The sequence below is a fragment of the Agarivorans sp. QJM3NY_29 genome, from assembly GCF_050870835.2.
Taxonomy (GTDB): domain Bacteria; phylum Pseudomonadota; class Gammaproteobacteria; order Enterobacterales; family Celerinatantimonadaceae; genus Agarivorans.
In genome coordinates this window covers 1,315,631-1,335,474 of the sequence record NZ_CP194036.2, presented here as the reverse complement: position 1 = coordinate 1,335,474, position 19,844 = coordinate 1,315,631, and the positions used below count along the sequence as shown (strand labels likewise).

Sequence of the window (19,844 nt, the reverse complement as noted above, 5' to 3'; positions counted from 1 at the left end):
ATTAATTAACATAAAAATCAGTAACTTAATTTGAAACCAGAAACCTTTATATTGATAAATAGCTAACTTTGATTACCAGTACAGCGAAAAAAATTACAAGCGACAATCGACAACACCTCCAGGCATTAACAAATACAAAACATTCATTTAACAATAATTTTGTCATTACGTAATATTTGAACAAGCTCATATTTTTGAGTGTTCACTTAGTATGTTCTGGTCAATAACATGGACGTTTCAGCTAGATGCACTGTGTTAATTTGCAATAGTGCTATACCCTTTTCATCGTCATTAAAAACAAGTAGTTAAGATGATGATTCAAAGCTGGTATTGATGAAAAAGGGAATGAAAATGTTAATAAACAAAGTAACTTCGAGTAATACAGGCAATCATCCGTTAAAACGGCTTCTACCTGCAATTTTGGCTATTGCCCTGCCGCTAGCCTCAGGCGTGACAATTGCTGAAACCTATGGTTTTTCACAAATCGGGTCGGAAAGTGGTTGGCGAACTTCGGAAACTGAATCCATTAAAGCCGAGGCCAAACGCCAAGGCATCGATTTAAAATTTTCCGATGCCCAACAAAAACAAGAGAACCAAATTAAGGCCGTTCGCTCTTATATTGCTCAAGGGGTCGATGGAATTTTACTCGCACCAGTGGTTGAAACCGGCTGGGATCAGGTATTAAAAGAAGCCAAGCGCGCCAAAATTCCGGTGGTATTAATTGACCGTGGCGTGAATGCCGATCCATCGCTATATCTAACCAAAATAGCCTCCGATTTTACCGAAGAAGGTTCTTTAGCGGCAGCTTGGTTAGCGGCGAAAACTTCAGGTAACTGTGACATCGTAGAATTGCAAGGCACCGTTGGTTCTTCTGCGGCCATCGATAGAAAAACTGGTTTTGAAACGGTCATTAAAAGCTTTCCAAATATGAAAATTATTCGTTCACAATCCGGTAACTTTACCCGCGCAGGCGGTAAAGAAGTGATGGAGAGTTTCTTGAAAGCCGAAAACGGTGGCAAAGATATCTGTGCCGTCTACTCACATAACGATGATATGGCCTTAGGTGCAATTCTAGCGATTAAAGAAGCAGGTCTTAAACCCAGCAAAGATTTGTTAGTCGTTTCCATTGATGCTGTTCCAGATATCTTTAAAGCAATGTCAGAGGGTGAAGCAAACGCCACTATCGAACTTAATCCACATTTAGGTGGCCCAGCGTTTGAAGCCATTCGACAAGCGGCTGCTGGCAAAGAGGTTCCTAAATGGATTAAGGCCAACGGTCCACTTTACTTACCTGATACAGCTGCCACCGAATACCAAAAACGTAAGTAATACTCACCAAGTCGCTTTGGTAAGCACCAATGGACGGTGCTTACCAAGCCATGTTAGTTAGGAGCTTAGCGATGAATCAAGCTGTTGCAGTCCCCCCGCCGCTACTATCGACGAAAGACATTACAATTTCCTTTGGTGGGATTAAAGCCTTAGATAAGGTGAGTCTTCAGGTAGAAGCAGGGCATATTCATGCCTTACTCGGTGAGAATGGTGCTGGAAAATCCACTTTTATTAAGGTACTTACCGGTGTTTACCAGCGAGACTCTGGTGAATTATATTTAAATGGTAAAAAAATTAATAACAAAAGCGTGGGAGATTCTCAACGCACCGGGATCAGCACCGTTTTTCAAGAAGTAAATTTAGTTCCCAGCATGACTGTGATGGAGAATTTAACCCTACAATCTCAACCTCGAAAATGGGGCCTAATTGACACCCACAAAGCCAAAAGACGCGCTCAAGAGATGCTCAAAGTGGTGGGTTTAAGCATCGACCCCAATCGTTTACTCGGTAGTTTTTCAGTCGCAATTCAACAAATGATTGCCATCGCCAGAGCCTTATCTTTTGAAGCCAAATTACTGATCCTCGATGAGCCTACCGCGAGCCTGGATAAAGAAGAAATAACTCGACTATTTGCCTTAATGACCCAACTAAAACAAAAGGGCATCGGCATTATCTTTGTCACCCATTTCTTAGATCAAGTTTATCAAGTCTGCGATAGGATTAGCGTATTACGCAATGGCAAACATGTCGGCAGTTTTGAGACCAAAAACTTGCCCCGTGAAGCCCTCATACAACATATGGTTGGTCATGAACTCGGTGATTTAAATCGGAATCATGAGCATCATGATAACTGTCCTAAAATATTTCCTAAATATATAGAAATTGAAGGCTTAGCCAAACACAATGTCTTGTCCCCTGTGGACTTAAAAGTTGGCCGAGGAGAGGTGGTGACTCTCGCCGGTTTACTCGGTTCGGGACGCACTGAACTGGTGGAATTAGTCTACGGCGTAAACCATGCGGATAGTGGGAAAATTACACTTAATAATCAAGCCGTCACCATCAATACTCCCAAACAGGCAATGCAGCAACGCTTTGGACTATGCCCAGAAGATCGCAAGCATTCAGGTTTAATCGCCGAACTCAGCGTGCGCGAAAACATCATTATCGCTCTGCAGTCCCGCCAAGGCTGGTTAAAACAAATCACTAAAGCGAAGCAAAATCAACTGGTCGATGAAATGGTCAAGGGCCTACATATTGCGACTCACGATGTCGAGCGGCCAGTGGCTGAACTCAGCGGCGGAAATCAACAAAAAGTGATCCTAGCACGTTGGTTAATCACTGAGCCTAATCTTTTGATCCTGGATGAGCCCACTCGCGGGATCGACGTAGGTGCTCACCATGACATCATTTTGCTGATCCGCAAGCTCTGTGAAAAAGGCATGAGCATGTTGGTCGTTTCCTCCGAGCTAGAAGAATTAGTGGTATTTGCCGATCGCGTATTAGTAATGCGAGATAGGGAAATGGTCGCAGAACTTAGCGGCGAAGAGATCAATCGCAGCGCAATTATTGAGGCAATCGCACAATGAAATCCAGCAACTCCGCCAAAATAATCGAACATCCGGTCAAACTACAACTCAGCGCCAATGACAAAGTAGAACAAACCATGCCTAAGCAAAAACGGCTCAATCTTAAAACAATGAGCCCAATCATCGCCTTGGTGTTAATCCTCGTGGCAACGGCGATTCTTTCACCAGGTTTCTTACAACTCAAAATGGTTGATGGCCACCTCTATGGGAGCCTAATCGACATTATTCATCGCGGTATGCCAACGGCTTTAGTCGCCCTCGGCATGGCTGTGGTGATCGGAACTGGTGGCATCGACCTCTCGGTAGGTGCCATCACCGCGATTGCTGGTGCAGTGATGGCGGTCTTACTGAGCACAAGCGACTTATCCCCCATCTACATATTGCTGATCGCGCTTGCCAGTGGGTTAGCCTTTGGTTTATGGAATGGACTGCTCGTTGCTTATGTCGGAATGCAACCGATCGTTGCCACCCTTATTCTCATGGTGGCTGGACGTGGTATTGCACAGATGATTACCGGTGGCCAAATTGTCACCTTCCATTCCGACTTCTTCAACTTGCTCGGCAACGAGTTCATTTGGCTACTTCCAACGCGAGTTTGGATCTTGCTCGGCGTTGCCTTATTAGTGGCAATAGTGATCCGCAAAACCGCCTTAGGATTATTCCTGGAAGCGGTCGGAGCCAACCCGACCAGCTCACGCTTAGTTGGGATCGAGTCGAAAAAAATTATCACGCTCGCCTATGTGTTTTCAGGCCTTTGCTCTGCCCTCGCAGGGGTAATACTCGCGGCAGACATTCGCGGTGCCGATGCCAACAATGCTGGCTTATGGTTAGAGCTTGATGCCATTTTAGCGGTGGTCATTGCCGGTGCTTCCTTAGCTGGCGGACGGATCTATTTAGGCCTCACCCTGATTGGGGTACTCATTATTCAAACGCTAACCACCGCCATCTTAACCAGTGGTATTCCAGCACAATACAATCTCATCGTGAAGGCGACTATCATCCTACTGGTTCTGCTCATCCAATCGTCCACCACTCAGGATAAGTTCAAGCAGTTATTTAAAAAGAATAAGGAGTCAGCGTAATGTTAAATGAGCGAACCCTCCCGTTACTCGCCACCATTGTCGTATTCGTGACTCTGTACGCTTATGGCATGGTGGAATATGCCGGATTTAGAGATACTTTGGTGTTCACCAATCTATTAACCGATAACGCCTTCGTGATTACCACCGCCATCGGCATGACCTTTGTGATCCTTGCTGGTGGTATCGATCTTTCGGTAGGTTCGATGATCGCCTTCATTGGTGTATTTTTTGCGCACCTGGTGACCACCTTAGGACTTCACCCTCTCTTCGCTATCGGCTTGGCGCTAATTATTGGTAGCCTTTATGGCTGCATTGTTGGCTACATTATTTACACCTTTAAAATTCAAGCCTTTATCGTTACCCTGGCGGGCATGTTTTTCTTACGTGGTTTAGCCTTCCTGATCAATCTTGATTCGGTGGCAATTAGTCATCCATTTATCACTGCCCTCTCCGACTTCTATCTTGAAATACCAGGACGCGGCGGCCTCACCTTCATTGCTTTGGTGATGCTACTCTCCTTAGCGGTTGGTATTGTGGTGTCTCGCAAAACACGTTTCGGTATGAATGTATACGCCTATGGTGGCGATATCGTCTCGGCGCAATTACTTGGGGTACCCATCAAAAAAACCACTATTAAAATCTACGCCTTGAGTGGTTTTTTTAGCGCCTTAGCGGGAATTGTATTTGCCATTTATACTGGTTCTGGTTATCCCCTAGCAGCAGTTGGCGTGGAGTTAGATGCGATCGCCGCCGTGGTGATTGGCGGCACCTTGCTTAGTGGTGGAGTCGGCTTTGTGCTTGGCACCTTCTTTGGCGGAATGATCCAAGGAGTCATTCAAACCCTCATCGCTTTCGATGGCAGCTTAAACAGTTGGTGGACCAAGATAGCCATTGGAGCCTTATTGTTCTTCTTTATTGTATTGCAAAAACTAATCGTAATTGTCGTGGATCGCTACTCAGGCTATTGGCAAAACCAAGCAGCCTCGCCCTCCGAACAATAAGTGACTCACCCAGCAATCCAGTATTTCATTGTAAAACTGGATTGCTCAACGCAAATCAGAGATGCTAAATCGCAGACTTAATATGAACAAGGAGATGTTTAAGCTTAGTTTGTAAGGCAAAGATGCTAAGCCAATGTACACCAAAAAATTTTGCGGTGATAATAGCCAAGCTTAAGCTCTAGATGAAGCTGGAAAGGTAAACAAAACGATTTATTTCGAGATAAAATGAGCCGTAATTTGGCTAATGCTACCATCATTCATCATCTCAGACAGCGTCTGATTCAACGTCACCATAACCTCAGATTTGCGGTCATACTTGGCAGCTTTAGAGACTATCAAATAGGCTTCTCGAGGTTGAATAACCGGTTTGGGTAAGGCAACAATCTGTTCACTCAAACCCATCTGTTTGATGGTATAAAGAGCCACATACTCATTTTCAATAAAAGCGTCGATCCGTCCTTTAATCAGTTTTTTTATATTCTGCTCGGTATTGACCACCGCTTCTACATGAATCTGTCCGCGCTGCACAGCCTGATCAAATGTGCTACTGATTGTAAAATTGCGAACTAAGCCAATATTGCGCTGATATAAATCTTCAAGCTGATTAAAAACAAATTGATGGTCTTTTCTTACAAAAACTTTAAATGTACTCACATGAAGCGGAGTATTGCTAAAAAATGCATAACGCTCTCGCGTTTCAGTTTTAAATGCTGAAAATGCACCATCAGAAACTCCATACTGGACATTCTCTAAGGCCCTCGCCCAAGGGTAGCAGCGAATCTTGAAAGTGAAGCCTGTTCGTCGCGCTAACTCCCTAATAATTTCCACGTCAATCCCTTGCGCCCCAGCACCATTGCACCAAACGAAGGGTTTAAAATCATCTAAAGTTGCTAAATTCAAGTGGGTCGAATAGATAAACTGGGAATAAAAAAAACCTATGAAAAGAACCACTAAGCGACTAGCTTTCCTTATCGTCACAAACCGGATCCTCGTGGTCACAGTGAAGCTTAAATCAAGCGTAAAGAATAACATCAAGTAAGGATATTAAAAACATCAACAACTAAAAGAAAACGGAGGCCTATATTAATGACCAACCGAGTAGTCGTAACTGGCATGGCTGGCATCACAGCTTTAGGGACTGAGCAAGAACAGGTGTGGCAAGGCTTACGAGCCAAAAAAAATGCGGTTATACGCATCGACGAATGGGATAAGTATGATGGCTTAAATACCCGCTTAGCGGCCCCGATCCTAGAGTTTGAATTACCCAAACACTACACCCGAAAAAAAATTCGCTCCATGGGTCGAGTTGCAAAATTATCGACTCGCAGCAGCGAACTAGCGTTGATCCAATCCGGGCTAATTGACGAGCCAGCGCTCACCGATGGCCGCACCGGCATCGCGTTTGGCTCGTCAACCGGAAGCACCGGACCAGTGTCCGCCTTTGCGACCATGTTGCTCGAGCATAGTACCCGTAATATTAACGCCAATACCTATGTAGCGATGATGCCACATACCACCGCGGTCAACACCGGATTGTTTTTCGGTTTACGCGGTCGGGTGATACCAACCTCCACCGCTTGTACCTCGGGCAGTCAAGGGATTGGTTATGCTTACGAAGCCATAAAGTACGGCATGCAAACCGCGATGGTCGCTGGTGGTGCCGAAGAGCTATGTCCCACCGAAGCGGCGGTGTTTGATACCTTATTTGCCACCAGCCTAAAAAATGATACTCCCGAACTTAGCCCTCGCCCCTATGATCGAGATCGAGATGGCTTAGTCATTGGTGAAGGGGCTGGTACGCTGATTTTAGAAAATGCCGAATTTGCCAAGGCTCGGGGGGCCACAGCCATTGCTGAACTAGTTGGTTTTGCGAGCAACTGTGACGCTGCGCATGTCACCCAACCACGCGCTGAAACCATGCAGATTTGCATGGAAATGGCGCTCAAAGATGCAGGTTTATCTCCGGCAGATATTAGCTACGTGAATGGCCATGGGACCGCAACCGAGCTAGGCGACATCGCTGAAACTACTGCCACTCATCGTTTATTTGGCTCACAAACACCGCTATCCAGTTTGAAGAGTTATTTCGGCCACACCTTAGGTGCCTGTGGAGCCATCGAAGCATGGTTAAGCTTATGCATGTTACAACGCAATTGGTATGCTCCCACTCTCAACCTAGATAACATCGATAGTCGCTGTGGCGAGCTTGACTATATTCGAGGCGAAGGGCGAGTACTGGATTGCGAATTTGTGATGTCGAATAACTTCGCCTTTGGCGGCATTAATACTTCGATGATTTTCAAAAAATTATAATGATTCGCGATGCAGCAAACGGCTTGTTGCATCGCACTGTTTTAACTTAACGACGGGTACCACTGGGATCTAACAGCAATTGTTGTGCGCTTAGCTCGCCACCTTTAAGAAACCGACCGGCCACCCACAACACCCCCGTTAACGCACTCACGCTAGCGAATACGATCCCAGACCATCCCCAAACACTAAAGAAGGGCTGTAACAACACCCCACCACAAGCAGCCCCCAAATAATAACTAATAGTATATAAGGCCGAAGCACTAGCCTTGGCTTGCGTCGCATGCTGATTAACCCAAGCACTGGCTTGCGCATGGCAAAAGAAGAAGCCCATAGAAGAAACAACCATTGCCAAAAGCAATAGCCACAATTGCCCAAATAAGCTCAACAGGCTGGCTAAAGCCATTAAACTAAGCCCTGCCATGATACAACGTTTACCACCAATTTTATCGGCAATCCGTCCAGCGGAAGAAGCTGTGAAGGTGCCTCCGAGATAACTTAAAAACAATAACGAACTTAAGCTACTCGGCAAGGAATAAGGTGCGTCAGCCAAAATGAAAGTTAGATAAGAGAACTGATTAATAAATACTCCAAAACCAACGCCCCCGACTAAGTAAGCAGCCACTAACTGAGAATTCCCCAAATGTTGCTTATAGTTGACTAAACTTTGCCGCAAGCGCCAAGGACTTGCGGCTGTGGGGGCTTCCATCGGTAGTAAAAAGCACACTACTATCCCCATGCTTAAACTGAGCAGTGCAACCAAGACAAAGGCCATCGACCAAGAACCAAGTAGTTCCGCTCCCCAGCCCCCCAACAAACGCCCACCGATCCCGCCCAATGAATTGGCAGCAATAAAGATCCCCACCGATTTAATCAAGGCATTAGCATCCAACTGCTCGGCTAGGTAAGCAATCGCGACTGCGGGAACTCCGGCTAAAAATAGCCCCTGAAAGAACCGCAATACAACGATGTAATGAAACGATGGCGCAGGTACTAAACCGATCAACAAACTAATACAGGGCACCAGAATAATCGAACTTAATAGAATTTTGCGTCGCCCAATCGCATCGGATAAAGACGCCAATAATAATAGACCTAGCGCCATCCCCAACATGGCTGCCGACAAGACACTGTTGGCTGTTAGGGGAGATATTTGGTAGTCACGAGCAAAGATTGGCAGCAAAGGCTGCACTAAATACAGATTAAAAAAAGTAACTAAGGAAGCTGCCGACACGGCAGCGGTGACTCGCCAAAAACCTTTGCTATTTTGTGAATACTTCATGACTGCTTTCTCGAAGTGGGATATCTCATACTAAGCCTCCATATTGAATAAATAAAATATATTAGTATTATCGTAGTTATAAATTTTATTTATAGATGAGAGTCATGGACCTTCGACAACTCAAACAATTTGTCGCAGTGGTGCAATTAGGGAGCTTTACTGCCGCCGCAAAGCAGCTTGGCATCGCACAACCAGCGATTAGTGCAACCATCAAAAAACTGGAGCAACAGCTATCACTGCAACTGTTACAGCGAAATGAACGAAAAGTTAGCTTAAGCACCGAGGGTAAGGTGCTCTATCAACATGCCATTCAATTGCTAAAACAAGCCGAAGACACCGAACAAGCCATGCAATCGCTGCGCGGCCTAGAAAGTGGCACCGTCACCATTGGCATCCCCAGCATGATGGGCTCATACTTCTTCCCACCACTACTAATGGCCTTTAAAAGCCAATACCCGCAGCTTAATTTGTCGGTGGTGGATGCGGGTACCGAATTGGTCAGACAAAAACTACTCAGCGAAGAGTTAGACTTAGGGATTGTGGTCACTCAAAATATGCCTGCCGAATTGGTTTGTGAGCCAATTTATCGTGGAGAGCTACTGGCCTGTTGCAGTCAAGATAACCCACTGAGCCAACAGAACCAGATCAGCCATCGAGAGTTTTTAAGCCATGAACTAGTACTATTTCGCGAAGGGTATTTTCATCATCGGGTAATTGAACAAATTAGTCGTGAACAACAGATGCTGCCTCAAGTGTCTTTTCAAACGAATTTGATCCCGCTAATTAAGTCAATTGTGGCGCGAGACTTTGGGATCACTACGCTGCTGAGCATGGTAGTGCAACCGGGAGATGCTCTACACTTTTTAAGTTTTGATCCGCCGTTTTATCTGGAACTGGGGCTAGCTTGGCGACGCGATGCTTACCTATCGCGCGCCAACCAACGTTTTAAAGACTTTGTGTTAGCTCATTGTAAGGCGAACTAACAGGGCGGGCTTATACCAAAGAGGCAAGTTGCTGCTGGGCTGCTTGCATTTGCTGTTGTACTTGATCTTCACCCATGGCAAGGCCTTCCGCATAGACCACTTCAACGTCACTAATGCCAATAAAGCCCAATACTAATTTTAAGTAAGGGATCTGTAAATCGGTTGCACCATCTTTATGCATACCGCCACGAGTCGTCACGATAATGGCTTTCGTGCCCTCTACTAAGCCCTCTGGACCATTTTCGGTATAACGAAAGGTTACGCCAGCACGCGCAACCAAATCTAACCAATTTTTTAATTGAGTCGGAATAGAGAAATTATACATGGGTGCCGCAACTACCAATACATCGGTGCTTTTCAACTCTGCGATTAAACTATCTGATAACTCAAGCGCTTGTTGTTGAACAGCATTTAAGTCTGGCGCGCCGCGTAAGGCCAGTGCAATTTCACCAGTCAGTACCGGTAATGCTTCACTGACTAAATCACGGCTCACCAACTCAGATCCCTGTTCAAGGTAGCGAGCGTTCAGTTGGTCAATCAGGGCCGATGAACTAGAATGTTCACCAAGAATACTAGATTTAAGGGTAAGAATTTTTGTCATAGATTAAGTCTCCAAGTGTTGATAATAAGACTTTATCATCAAAATATTAGAATATAAACAACAAAAAATAGCAATAAAATATCTATTTTATAGAATGATTAATCATTCCATCAATGAGAAATCGGTATCCATCTCAACCCTGATTCGTCCACTCATTTCGCATCACCTGAGCAGAGACTGCGGTGACTTCTATTCCGCGTATTTGTCGATATACTAAGAGCAATGAAATAGGCAAAGGATCGACTTGTGGCACTAAAGAGTCCCCATCGTAGCAGTTTTAAAACCAAGCTTTACGACATCATTTTTGGTTATGAGAGTCCTGCGGGAAAATTGTTCGACTTACTGTTAGTCACCGCAATATTTGCCAGCGTCAGTGTGGTTATCTTAGGCTCAGTCAGCCGAATAGAAAACATGTATGATCAGTGGTTTATTAGTATTGAAGTGGTGTTTACAGTATTTTTCACCATTGAATATCTGGCTCGCTTATATTGCTCCCCAGCCCCTAAAGAATATGCCAAAAGCTTCTATGGGGTGGTCGATTTGCTGGCGATCTTGCCCACTTACCTTGCCTTACTCTATCCGCCCGCTCAAGTGATGCTGCTGTTCCGGCTACTTCGGATCTTACGTATTTTACGAGTGCTCAAACTGGTTCGTTATGTCAGCGAAGCCAATGTATTACTACGATCGCTATTATTAGCACGTCGTAAAATATTGGTCTTCTTATTTTGTATTTGCCTCATGACCACTATCTACGGCGCATTAATGTATGCCATAGAAGGCCCAGAAAATGGTTTTACCAGTATCCCCAAGGGAATTTATTGGGCTATCGTCACCATTACCACCGTCGGCTATGGCGATATTTCGCCAGTAACGCCCTTAGGTCAAGCCCTAGCTGCATTAGTGATGATTACTGGTTTTTCGATTATCACGGTGCCGACTGGCATCATTGGCGCTGAATTAGTCAACGAAATGCGTAAAGAGCATCAATCAGTCAGCTGCCTACATTGTGAACGTAGTGGCCATGACCAAGATGCCGATTACTGTAAATATTGTGGCGCAAGCCTAAGCAACGAATAAGGGGATAAATGATGTTAATCATCGCAGGACACCGTGGTGCGAAAGGCAGCACCCCAGAAAACACCTTAGCAGGTTTAGATCGAGCCGCCGAACTTGGCTTAGCATGGGTGGAATTTGACTGTTTTTTGACGAAAGACCATCAACCGGTGGTCTTTCACGACGAACATCTGGAGCGTTGTAGTAACGGCCGAGGGAAGGTCGCCGACTACAGCTTAGCCCAATTACAGCACTTAGATGCGGGTTCATGGTTTGACCCACGCTTCACTGGAGAGCATATTCCCAGCCTAAGACAATACCTATTACACGCTAAACAACTTGGTTTAAAACTCAATCTGGAACTGAAATATCACCAACAGCCACGCCAACAGTTGGTTGAGGCGGTGCTCTCTGAAATTGAGCATTGTGACTTTCCCTTAAGTGATCTATTAATATCTAGTTTCGACCATCAATTGATGTTGTTCATTCATCACCACGCCCCAGAGGTCGATCTTGCTCAATTATACGAAGATATTCCGGAAAACTGGCAGTTACAGCTGCAAGACATGAATGCCGTGGCCTGCCATTGTGACTATCGTCGGCTCACACCAGAACTAGCAAAACAAATCAAACTGGCAGGTTATCGTTTGTCTACTTACACTGTAAATGAGCCCACCGAAATCACCGCATTACTGCCTTGGCTAGATATGCTTATTAGTGACTTTCCTGAGCGATTTATATGAATCATTGAGTGAGAATCGAGTTGCTGCAGGAAGCGGAACATGAATCAGGTCAGTTTATCAGCCCAACAACAACTGAAACAAATGATCCTCGATCAAGTATTAGAGTTCCTGCTGAAAGGCGACTGGCAACAACTAGAGATGAGTCATATCGCCAATCATTGCCATATAACCGAAGTAGAACTCAATGACTGCTTTCCCAATCTGCAATCGGTGACCGCAGCAATCAACAGTCGCCTCACCCGTAATTTTATTCAGCATTTAGACCTCAGTAGTCGTGAAAACCTAAGGCTCAGTTGGCTAAATAGTCTCGAATCGCCACGATTTCGAGCCATCGTGCGTTTATTCATTGATGCTTCACAGCAAAATAATATCGCTTGGCGACTAGCCAATGTAGGTTGGAGTCAATTCACCAATCATGTGGCGAGCCAACTAGGCTATCAAGCGGTCAATCAAGACTTACCTTGGTTACTGGGCAAATCGATGCTCAGTTTCATTAATCAGCGTGGTCATATTCGTCTCAAAAGTATCGACAACTAAATAGAAGTCAACAAATCACCAGGGATCAACGAATAAATTGCGGCATGTACTGGTTTACCGTAGTCAATCACTCGTGAGCGAGCTAGGCATTCAAATTGCGCATTGGCCTTTTCTGCGACCCGACGGCTGGCCCAGTTCTGCTCAGCAATCACCAACTCCAAGCGGTTGAGTTGTAAGGCATGAAAAGCATAATCAGCCATTAATTGAACCGCTTCGGTGGCGAAGCCTGAGCCACTAGCGCTAGCGCGGATCCAATAACCTAGATTGCCCGATCGGTAATTCCATTCCAGCCGATTAATGGCAATAGCCCCCACAAAACGGCCTCCTTTGTTCTCAAAGATCCCCATGTCAAAAGCAATGTTTTTAGCCAGCGCTGCTTGGCTTAAGGCCAGCCATGAACGACTCTCAGAATCAGGATAATCTTCATCCATCCAGTTAAGCCAGCGCTGACCTGACTCAGCGGTTTCACGAACAGCCTCGGCATGAGCCAGCGCATCTTCTGGCAAATAGGGTCGGATCAGTAATCGCTTACCTAGCATTCTATCCTCCTATTGGCCAACGCCACTCAATACATACCCAGCAAAGCCTAACCATGACGCAGCAAGCAATAACCAAGGCAACCATCGCCCCTCAGCTCTTGGTTTGCCGTTGTCGAGACTAGGTGATTCCTCTTGCTGCGGCGCAACATTGGCTAGTTGCTTTTTACGCAGTTTGTCGGCTTCACGCATTTTAGTCTTATGTTGCTTTTTATACTGCTCGATCCCCTTTTGGATCCCCTGCGAAATGAGCTTAGTTTGCTCTTTGGTTTGCCCAGGGCGTTGAGTTGCTTTTGCGATGCTATCTGCGGTTGCGATAGTTTCAGTAGATACTTTTACTTTACTTGGTTTTGCCACAATGCCTCCCTTTGTTTCAATTACTTTGAACCAAACTTCTCAGCAAGTCCAAACTTTCCCATCATCCTATATATTTTTTTAGCCAGTATCATCGCGATCATTTTTTTAGTCGTGACATCAGCGTACACTGAGGCACTTTTAACTCAGGGAGAAAAACGAATGAACACCCCACTGTTGGGGGCTCAAATGCTACTTGTTGCATTTGGTGCTACCACCTTAGTTCCACTTCTAACCGGTATTAGTCCAAACCTCGCCTTATTAGGTGCTGGTATTGGTACCTTAATTTTCCAACTGTGTACTCGCCGACAAATACCGATTTTTTTAGGGAGCTCATTCGCTTTCATTGGCCCCATTATTTTAGGCATCCAACAGTTTGGCCTGCCAGCCACCCTAAGCGGTTTAATGGCCGCTGGTGTGATGTTTATTATCATTAGCGCCGTAGTCAAAGTACGCGGCGTAAAAATCATCGAACGCTTCTTACCCCCAGTGGTGGTTGGTCCGGTGATTATGGTGATTGGCTTAGGCCTAGCTCCAGTTGCGGTAAATATGGCCTTAGGGAAAACCGGTGATGGCAGTGCAGTATTAGTTGATCAAGATATTGCCCTACTCATTTCTTTAGCCGCTCTATTTACCACCATCGCTGTCTCCATTTTTGCCAAAGGCATGCTCAAATTAATGCCAATTATCTGTGGTGTGGTGGTGGGTTATGTTCTGAGCTTGTTTTTTGGCCTGGTCGACTTTAGCGCGGTTGCCAGCGCTGCGTGGTTTGCCCTGCCTGAATTTGTGACTCCCGAGTTTAATTGGCAAGCCATCCTGTTTATTGCGCCAATTGGCCTGATTGTGACCATTGAACACTTCGGCGATATTCTGGCAATCTCCAACGTGACCGGGAAGAACTTCGTCGAAAACCCGGGCATTCACCGTTCATTGCTCGGTGATGGTCTTGCGACAATGACTGCCGCCAGCTTTGGTGCGCCGCCAGTGGTGAGCTACGGCGAGGTCACCGGCGCTGTGAGCCTACTCAAAACCTACAATCCGGTGATCATGACCTGGGCCGCAGTATTTGCAATCGCCTTAGCCTTTATTGGCAAAACCGGTGCACTATTACTGTCGATCCCCGTTCCGGTGATGGGCGGCATTATGTGTTTGTTATTTGGTGCAATCGCAGCCATTGGTTTAAACACCCTGATCAGCAAACAAGTTGACCTCAGCATTCCTCGCAACCTAGTGATTGTATCGGTGACTCTGGTGTTTGGGATTGGCGGGATGGCAGTAGGCCTCGGCGAGTTCACCCTAAAAGGGGTTGGTTTGTGCGGTATTGTGGCGATTATTCTGAATCTGATACTGCCACAAGAGCCAAAAACAAGCGACAAATAAACTGAAAAACGAGCTTATTAAAATGAGCTCGTTTTTAAAAAACCTCTCGATCGACTCCAAACTCAAATCAGAAATCGCAAACAGAGAGCAGATAAATGTCTAAAATGAGCTTTAACACCCTCACTATTTGATTCTTAACCCCTGAAAAAACCATAGAAAACAATATAATCAATAAAAATTAAATCACATATGGATTATATTAATTATGAAAATTAAATCATTAGTCATTACTGCTACAACTTACAGTTTATTGTTATCTTGTAATGCGATGGCAGGCCAAATAAATTTTGATGACATCATAGGCAGAGGCGTCGCGTGGGAAGCGGACCGATACTTAAATGACGAAGTTTATTTTGCCAGCGATCAAATGTATGCATGGCAAGATCCCTCACCACAATATGGGGGGCAAAATTTAGCCACTAGTGGGTTAACTTATATATATGCCGGCGCAACCAGTAGCGCCACGGGTGCCTTTAGTATTCAATTTTTTAAAAACGGGGACCTCAATAATCCAGGTGCAACAGACAACATTCAGTTTGATGTCATTGATTATATCCAAGAGCAGACGGCTAGCTGGGGATATGAAGCTTTTGATATACAGGGCAACAGCTTATTATCGGGTCTTGGTACAGGCTCTTCGGAGACTGTCAATATCAATCTCGATATCCCCATTATTCATAGCGTAACCTTTACGCCTTCAACTGATACAGATGGAATGGATAGCTTAGTATTCGGAGATGTTGTTTCAGTATCAAATAATCAAGTACCGGAACCTGCGACATTAGCTCTTTTCACTTTGGGTTTAACAGGAATTGTGTTCAGAAGAAAAAGGCCTGTAAAATGGCAATAAATATATAGTTGGCCTCTTGTAATAGTTATCCTAAAACATGCTCATTTATTGAGTGAAATCATCCCAATTTGGGTGAACAACATTCAACCGTTCGCCCTGCCTTGATTCGGATTAATCCCAATAAACATTAATGTTTACAATAGCAAAAGAGCACTGTAATTAAATGGCAAACACAATCCATTTTTCATGTTTAAACCCATAACAACACCACACAAGCGGCAGTTAAACATGACATAGTCAGATTAAAGCGTTGCCTGGCAAGCGGCGCGTTCAGCCAACGCGCGATCAGTTTCCCAAAGCTTATCCAAACCGTGGCTGTAATCGGGTTAATCATGAAAAATGATAGGATCAAGGCAGCAATTGATGGCCAGTATTGCTCCCCGGGCAGGGCAAAACTGGCAACTGCTGAAGAACTCATCATCCAGGCCTTTGGATTGAGGTACTGAAACCCCAGCGACTCAAAAAAACTCAGTGGTCTACTCATCTGCTGCTGCGCTAACTTCGTTTGCCCCAAGATCCGATAGGCCAAATACAACAGATAGACACTCCCCACAATTTTAAGCCCCCACTGCAAGGGCGGATAATGTTGAAACACCCAACTCAAACCCAGCGCCATTAATATCAACATCGTGGCAAGACCAACCGGGATCCCGGCCATTTGCGGTAGCGTGCGTTTAAAACCAAAATTAGCCCCGGAAAACGTTAATAACATATTATTGGGCCCCGGCGTCCCAGCCATGACCAACGCAAATAACAACATTGAAGTAAAAATTGCAATATCCATAAACTAGCCCCAAAAAATTGAATCGATACAATTTGTTTTTTTTGTAAAAAATATACCCACACCATTGTATTTTCACGCTAACCTAGGGTTGAAAATCAGTCAAAAGGTTTATTGTTATGATGACAATTTGGAAAAAGCTCGCGAGCGAAGGTAATAAAGCGACTCAAATCGTAGAACAAGTGAGACAATTAATTGCCGAAGGCAGCTTGGCGCAAGGTGAAAAACTCCCCCCGCAGCGACATCTGGCAGAGTGGCTTCAAGTCACGGTAGGAACCATTAGTCGCGCTTACGCTCAGGCCGAGCAACAGGGCTTAATCCAATCCAAAATGGGCAGCGGCAGCTATGTCAAACAGCCAAACGATTTTCGTCGGCAGTGGGGCAGCCTGCAGAGCAGTCATCAGCATATTGGCATGTGGCAAAATACTGCCTTTAAGCAGGCCCGGGCTAAATCGCTTTGCCAGCTGATGGAAAACTACAGCCACGCAGGTGAACAGCTGGACCAACTGTTAGATAGCGATGGCAGTCAAAATCTACTTAGCCAACGAGAAGCGCTGTGTCACTGGACCGAGCAGCAAAGTTTTCACTTTCAAGCGGAACAATTGTTCTTTAGCTATGGGGCACAGCATGGCTTGCAACTATGTCTGATTGCCATGGATTTAGTGGGCGAACGACTACTCTGCGAGTCACTATGTTATCCGGGTTTAATCACGCTGGCCAAGCAACTCAAAATCGATTTGATAGGTCTGGAACTGGATGAACAGGGGATCTGTCCAGACAGTTTGTTACAGCACATCGAGAAGTATCATCCCAGAGCACTATACCTGACGCCGACCCTGCAAAACCCTAGCGCCGCCATCATGTCTGAGCAGCGCCGCCTAGAAATTATCGAGATTTGTCAGCAACATCAGCTCATGATCATCGAAGATGACGTTTGTGGCTTGCTCCCGGAACAGCGTCCGCGCGCCATGGTTGAGCTGGCTCCCGAGCAGGTTATCTATCTGAATAGCTTTTCCAAAGGTGCTTTTAAAGGCTTGCGTTTTGCCTACTTACACGCCCCCGTGGCATTGCTCAGTGCATTCAATAGCGCGATCCGCGGCAGTTGCTGGAATATCAGCCCCTTATTGGTGGATATTGCAATTCAATGGATCCAGGCGGGTCACGCCGATCGGGCTCTGCAACAGCAAGCAAGAATGATGAATCAGCGCGCACAACTACTCCATCATCATTTGACTGGCATGGACTATACCTACCACACAGGGGGCCTGCATTGCTGGCTGCGTTTACCGCCGGGCTGGCACTGTAACACCTTTGTGCAGGCAGCCCGCCAGGCAGGCGTAGAAGTGGCCTCCGCCGAACATTTTGTGGTGGATAACCGGTCGATCCCCAATGCGGTGCGTCTATCGATAGGCCAGGCGGAGTCGAATCTGCACCTGAATCAGGCGCTGGCAGTTTTAGTGGACTTGCTCAAAACCGCCCCTTCCCCGCCACAACAGATCATTTAGCCTTGTTAACCTTGCATCTGCTCGGGTCTGTACCTAGACTAGCGCATTATCATCGGCTTTCGCCGATGCCCTTTTTATGTAAAGCCGAGACTACACTTTGTTAAGCTATCGCCACTCCTACCACGCGGGTAATTTTGCCGATGTACTGAAACACTTAGTACAACAACGGATCATTGCCTATCTCACCCAGAAAGATAAACCACTGTGCTACATCGACACTCATGCGGGTGCCGGCGCCTATAGCTTAAATAGTCCAGAGGCCAACAAAAGAAGTGAATTCGAAAATGGCATCGGCAAGTTATGGGATGCCGACGACTTGCCGGAGTTGTTAAAAAGCTATCTGAAACTGGTGAATCAATTACATCCCGAGAAAACCCGTCAGTATTATCCGGGCTCGCCGTGGATTGCCAAAATGATGCTCCGCCGCGATGATCGTTTGTTTCTGCACGAACTACACCCCAGCGAACAGGCACCACTGCACAGCCTGTTTCAACGAGATCGTCGCTGTAAGATCCGTCAAGAGAATGGCCACCAAGCTTGTATTGCTTTGATGCCACCAAAAGAACGTCGCGGCCTGGTATTGATCGATCCTTCTTACGAAGTTAAAGATGAATATCAAACGGTGGTCAAAACCCTGATTGAATCGCACAAACGCTTTGCCTCGGGTAGCTATGCACTATGGTATCCGGTGGTCGAACGCTTTCGCATCGACAAACTGGAAAAAGCGCTGCTCAACAGCGGGATCCGGAATATCCAGTTATTTGAATTAGGCATTCAACACGACAGCGACGAGTTTGGCATGACCGCCAGTGGCATGATCGTGATTAATCCGCCCTGGACCTTAATGAAAGAGATGCAACAAGTACTGCCCTACCTGGCCGACACCTTAGGCGAAAACGGCGAAGGCAACTGGCGCGCCGAAATCTTAGCCGAAGAGTAAACGACAAGGCTCCAAGAACAGCCAGCACTTGGCTGCTCTTGGATACAGCGTGAGTAAAAGCTTATTCGTCGGTGAGCTGTGAACATGAACTGCTTAGCTTGGCGCTAACTTCAAGCAAATATTTAACACCAATCCTCAGCTAAGCGCTCACTGTCATCAGCCATGCTTGGCTGCGCTCGGCAAGTAACGGCAACTCTGGCTGATATTGCCAATACCAAGCCAAGTCTAACAGCGCCACTGCATTCACTAACAAATCAAACTGAGCGCCGCTTAAACCAGAGAGCTGTTGTAACTGTTGTCGTTGCAGGAGATCGACCGGACAACGCTGAGCAACACTGGCGGCATCCCAGCCTGCCATCGAGCAAGCCGCATATTCCCAGTCCAGCACCAACAAACGCTGCTCTGGAGTCAGCAACAGATTATCTAGATGCAGATCGTGATGATTAAAGGCTACGCCACTAGGCCATTGTTGTCGCTCGAGCCATGCTAGAGCTTTAGCCCGCCAGCCTTGTGCCGGTTTGGCCTTCACATCACTAACGTAAGCCTGTAAATACTTCGGCATATCGAAAAAAGGCAGGCCCCGACCTCGCGCTGGTAATTGCTCAAGGATCGCGAGCACTTGTTGCCATAAGGTCGGTTGCTGCCACTGCTGCGCACTAACCACCTCACCAACTTGATAGTAATACAGCAAAAATTGATGACGATAACTTAAAGAATGTAAACTGATTACCCACGGAAGCCCCTCAAGCTGTTGTAATACTTCCCTTTCGCGTTGATAATCCAAGCCGTAACAAGGCTGTTGTTGATTTAAGCGTAAGACAAGCCGTTCGGTTTCCGTTTCCAGTAACCACGAGTGCTGATGACCGCCGGCCAAACGCTCAATTTTTAACAAAGGGGCGAGGTGTCGCTGCAGGTACCCGTAAATTGACGGGGGCAGCGCATTATCTAACAAATCAACATCCAACAATGGTCCAAGCGCAATCAATAATCA

The 19,844-nt window shown here is 46.0% G+C and carries 20 protein-coding genes; 13 read left to right on the top strand and 7 right to left on the bottom strand.

Going from position 1 to position 19,844, the window contains the following annotated elements:
* The first annotated feature begins 351 nt into the window (after positions 1–351).
* The 4 genes from ACRRS0_RS06130 (at position 352) to yjfF (ending at position 4,998) form a co-directional block, all read left to right on the top strand.
* Positions 352–1,329 carry an ABC transporter substrate-binding protein gene (locus ACRRS0_RS06130; RefSeq protein WP_432454078.1) on the top strand — a complete coding sequence of 326 codons (978 nt, stop codon included), beginning with the start codon at positions 352–354 and terminating at the stop codon, positions 1,327–1,329.
* A gap of 71 nt (positions 1,330–1,400) precedes the next feature.
* Positions 1,401–2,915, top strand: a complete 1,515-nt coding sequence (locus ACRRS0_RS06125) for a sugar ABC transporter ATP-binding protein (protein ID WP_432454079.1) — start codon at positions 1,401–1,403, stop codon at positions 2,913–2,915.
* Positions 2,912–3,997: an ABC transporter permease gene (locus ACRRS0_RS06120; RefSeq protein WP_432454080.1), complete on the top strand. Its 1,086-nt coding sequence runs from the start codon at positions 2,912–2,914 to the stop codon at positions 3,995–3,997. The genes ACRRS0_RS06125 and ACRRS0_RS06120 overlap by 4 nt, the downstream gene beginning before the upstream one ends.
* Positions 3,997–4,998 (top strand): galactofuranose ABC transporter, permease protein YjfF, encoded by a 1,002-nt coding sequence (gene yjfF, locus ACRRS0_RS06115; protein ID WP_432454081.1) that lies wholly within the window; start codon positions 3,997–3,999, stop codon positions 4,996–4,998. Before ACRRS0_RS06120 ends, yjfF begins: the two co-directional genes overlap by 1 nt.
* A 210-nt stretch (positions 4,999–5,208) precedes the next feature.
* Here the strand turns inward: yjfF and ACRRS0_RS06110 are convergent, their stop codons facing one another.
* Positions 5,209–5,976 (bottom strand): substrate-binding periplasmic protein, encoded by a 768-nt coding sequence (locus ACRRS0_RS06110; protein WP_432454082.1) that lies wholly within the window; start codon positions 5,974–5,976, stop codon positions 5,209–5,211.
* Positions 5,977–6,084: 108 nt separating this feature from the next.
* Here ACRRS0_RS06110 and ACRRS0_RS06105 point away from each other — a divergent pair, with 108 nt between their 5' ends.
* The gene (locus tag ACRRS0_RS06105) at positions 6,085–7,311 is read left to right on the top strand and encodes a beta-ketoacyl-ACP synthase (protein WP_432454083.1); all 1,227 of its coding nucleotides are present in this window, start codon (positions 6,085–6,087) and stop codon (positions 7,309–7,311) included.
* Between the two features lie 46 nt (positions 7,312–7,357).
* On the opposite strand, the gene ACRRS0_RS06100 is transcribed toward ACRRS0_RS06105, so the two are convergent.
* Positions 7,358–8,590, bottom strand: coding sequence for an MFS transporter (locus ACRRS0_RS06100; RefSeq protein WP_432454084.1), 1,233 nt, complete (start codon positions 8,588–8,590; stop codon positions 7,358–7,360).
* A gap of 104 nt (positions 8,591–8,694) precedes the next feature.
* Here ACRRS0_RS06100 and ACRRS0_RS06095 point away from each other — a divergent pair, with 104 nt between their 5' ends.
* Positions 8,695–9,573: a LysR family transcriptional regulator gene (locus tag ACRRS0_RS06095; protein ID WP_432454085.1), complete on the top strand. Its 879-nt coding sequence runs from the start codon at positions 8,695–8,697 to the stop codon at positions 9,571–9,573.
* 10 nt (positions 9,574–9,583) lie between these two features.
* Here ACRRS0_RS06095 and ACRRS0_RS06090 read toward each other — a convergent pair whose 3' ends face one another.
* Positions 9,584–10,174, bottom strand: a complete 591-nt coding sequence (locus ACRRS0_RS06090) for an FMN-dependent NADH-azoreductase (RefSeq protein ID WP_432454086.1) — start codon at positions 10,172–10,174, stop codon at positions 9,584–9,586.
* Between the two features lie 246 nt (positions 10,175–10,420).
* Between ACRRS0_RS06090 and ACRRS0_RS06085 the strand changes: the two genes are divergently transcribed.
* Genes ACRRS0_RS06085 through ACRRS0_RS06075 form a run of 3 tightly spaced genes read left to right on the top strand, consistent with a single transcriptional unit; the run spans position 10,421 to position 12,507 of the window.
* Positions 10,421–11,251: an ion transporter gene (locus tag ACRRS0_RS06085; protein WP_432454087.1), complete on the top strand. Its 831-nt coding sequence runs from the start codon at positions 10,421–10,423 to the stop codon at positions 11,249–11,251.
* Positions 11,252–11,259: 8 nt separating this feature from the next.
* Positions 11,260–11,970, top strand: a complete 711-nt coding sequence (locus ACRRS0_RS06080; protein WP_432454088.1) for a glycerophosphodiester phosphodiesterase family protein — start codon at positions 11,260–11,262, stop codon at positions 11,968–11,970.
* A gap of 39 nt (positions 11,971–12,009) precedes the next feature.
* Entirely contained in the window at positions 12,010–12,507 is a 498-nt protein-coding gene (locus tag ACRRS0_RS06075; protein WP_432454089.1) for a hypothetical protein, read from the top strand.
* Here the strand turns inward: ACRRS0_RS06075 and ACRRS0_RS06070 are convergent.
* Both ACRRS0_RS06070 and ACRRS0_RS06065 read right to left on the bottom strand, forming a co-directional pair.
* The gene (locus ACRRS0_RS06070) at positions 12,504–13,046 is read right to left on the bottom strand and encodes a GNAT family N-acetyltransferase (RefSeq protein ID WP_432454090.1); all 543 of its coding nucleotides are present in this window, start codon (positions 13,044–13,046) and stop codon (positions 12,504–12,506) included. The two genes, ACRRS0_RS06075 and ACRRS0_RS06070, sit on opposite strands and share 4 nt — an antisense overlap.
* Before the next feature lie 9 nt (positions 13,047–13,055).
* A complete protein-coding gene (locus ACRRS0_RS06065; protein WP_432454091.1) occupies positions 13,056–13,400 on the bottom strand; it encodes a DUF2956 domain-containing protein in 345 nt (114 codons plus the stop codon).
* Between the two features lie 159 nt (positions 13,401–13,559).
* On the opposite strand from ACRRS0_RS06065, the gene ACRRS0_RS06060 reads away from it, so the two are divergent.
* Positions 13,560–14,777 carry a uracil-xanthine permease family protein gene (locus ACRRS0_RS06060; protein WP_432454092.1) on the top strand — a complete coding sequence of 406 codons (1,218 nt, stop codon included), beginning with the start codon at positions 13,560–13,562 and terminating at the stop codon, positions 14,775–14,777.
* Positions 14,778–14,982: 205 nt separating this feature from the next.
* Complete coding sequence (locus ACRRS0_RS06055) at positions 14,983–15,627, top strand: PEP-CTERM sorting domain-containing protein (protein ID WP_432454093.1); 645 nt, start codon at positions 14,983–14,985, stop codon at positions 15,625–15,627.
* A 190-nt stretch (positions 15,628–15,817) separates the two neighbouring features.
* On the opposite strand, the gene ACRRS0_RS06050 is transcribed toward ACRRS0_RS06055, so the two are convergent.
* Positions 15,818–16,411, bottom strand: a complete 594-nt coding sequence (locus ACRRS0_RS06050) for a LysE family translocator (RefSeq protein ID WP_432454094.1) — start codon at positions 16,409–16,411, stop codon at positions 15,818–15,820.
* A 116-nt stretch (positions 16,412–16,527) separates the two neighbouring features.
* On the opposite strand from ACRRS0_RS06050, the gene ACRRS0_RS06045 reads away from it, so the two are divergent.
* Together ACRRS0_RS06045 and ACRRS0_RS06040 are read left to right on the top strand one after the other, a co-directional pair.
* Positions 16,528–17,913, top strand: coding sequence for a PLP-dependent aminotransferase family protein (locus ACRRS0_RS06045; RefSeq protein ID WP_432454095.1), 1,386 nt, complete (start codon positions 16,528–16,530; stop codon positions 17,911–17,913).
* A 97-nt stretch (positions 17,914–18,010) separates the two neighbouring features.
* Positions 18,011–18,853, top strand: coding sequence for a 23S rRNA (adenine(2030)-N(6))-methyltransferase RlmJ (locus ACRRS0_RS06040; RefSeq protein ID WP_432454096.1), 843 nt, complete (start codon positions 18,011–18,013; stop codon positions 18,851–18,853).
* A 139-nt stretch (positions 18,854–18,992) separates the two neighbouring features.
* Here the strand turns inward: ACRRS0_RS06040 and ACRRS0_RS06035 are convergent, their stop codons facing one another.
* Positions 18,993–19,805 carry a phosphotransferase gene (locus tag ACRRS0_RS06035; RefSeq protein ID WP_432454097.1) on the bottom strand — a complete coding sequence of 271 codons (813 nt, stop codon included), beginning with the start codon at positions 19,803–19,805 and terminating at the stop codon, positions 18,993–18,995.
* Positions 19,806–19,844: the final 39 nt, after the last annotated feature.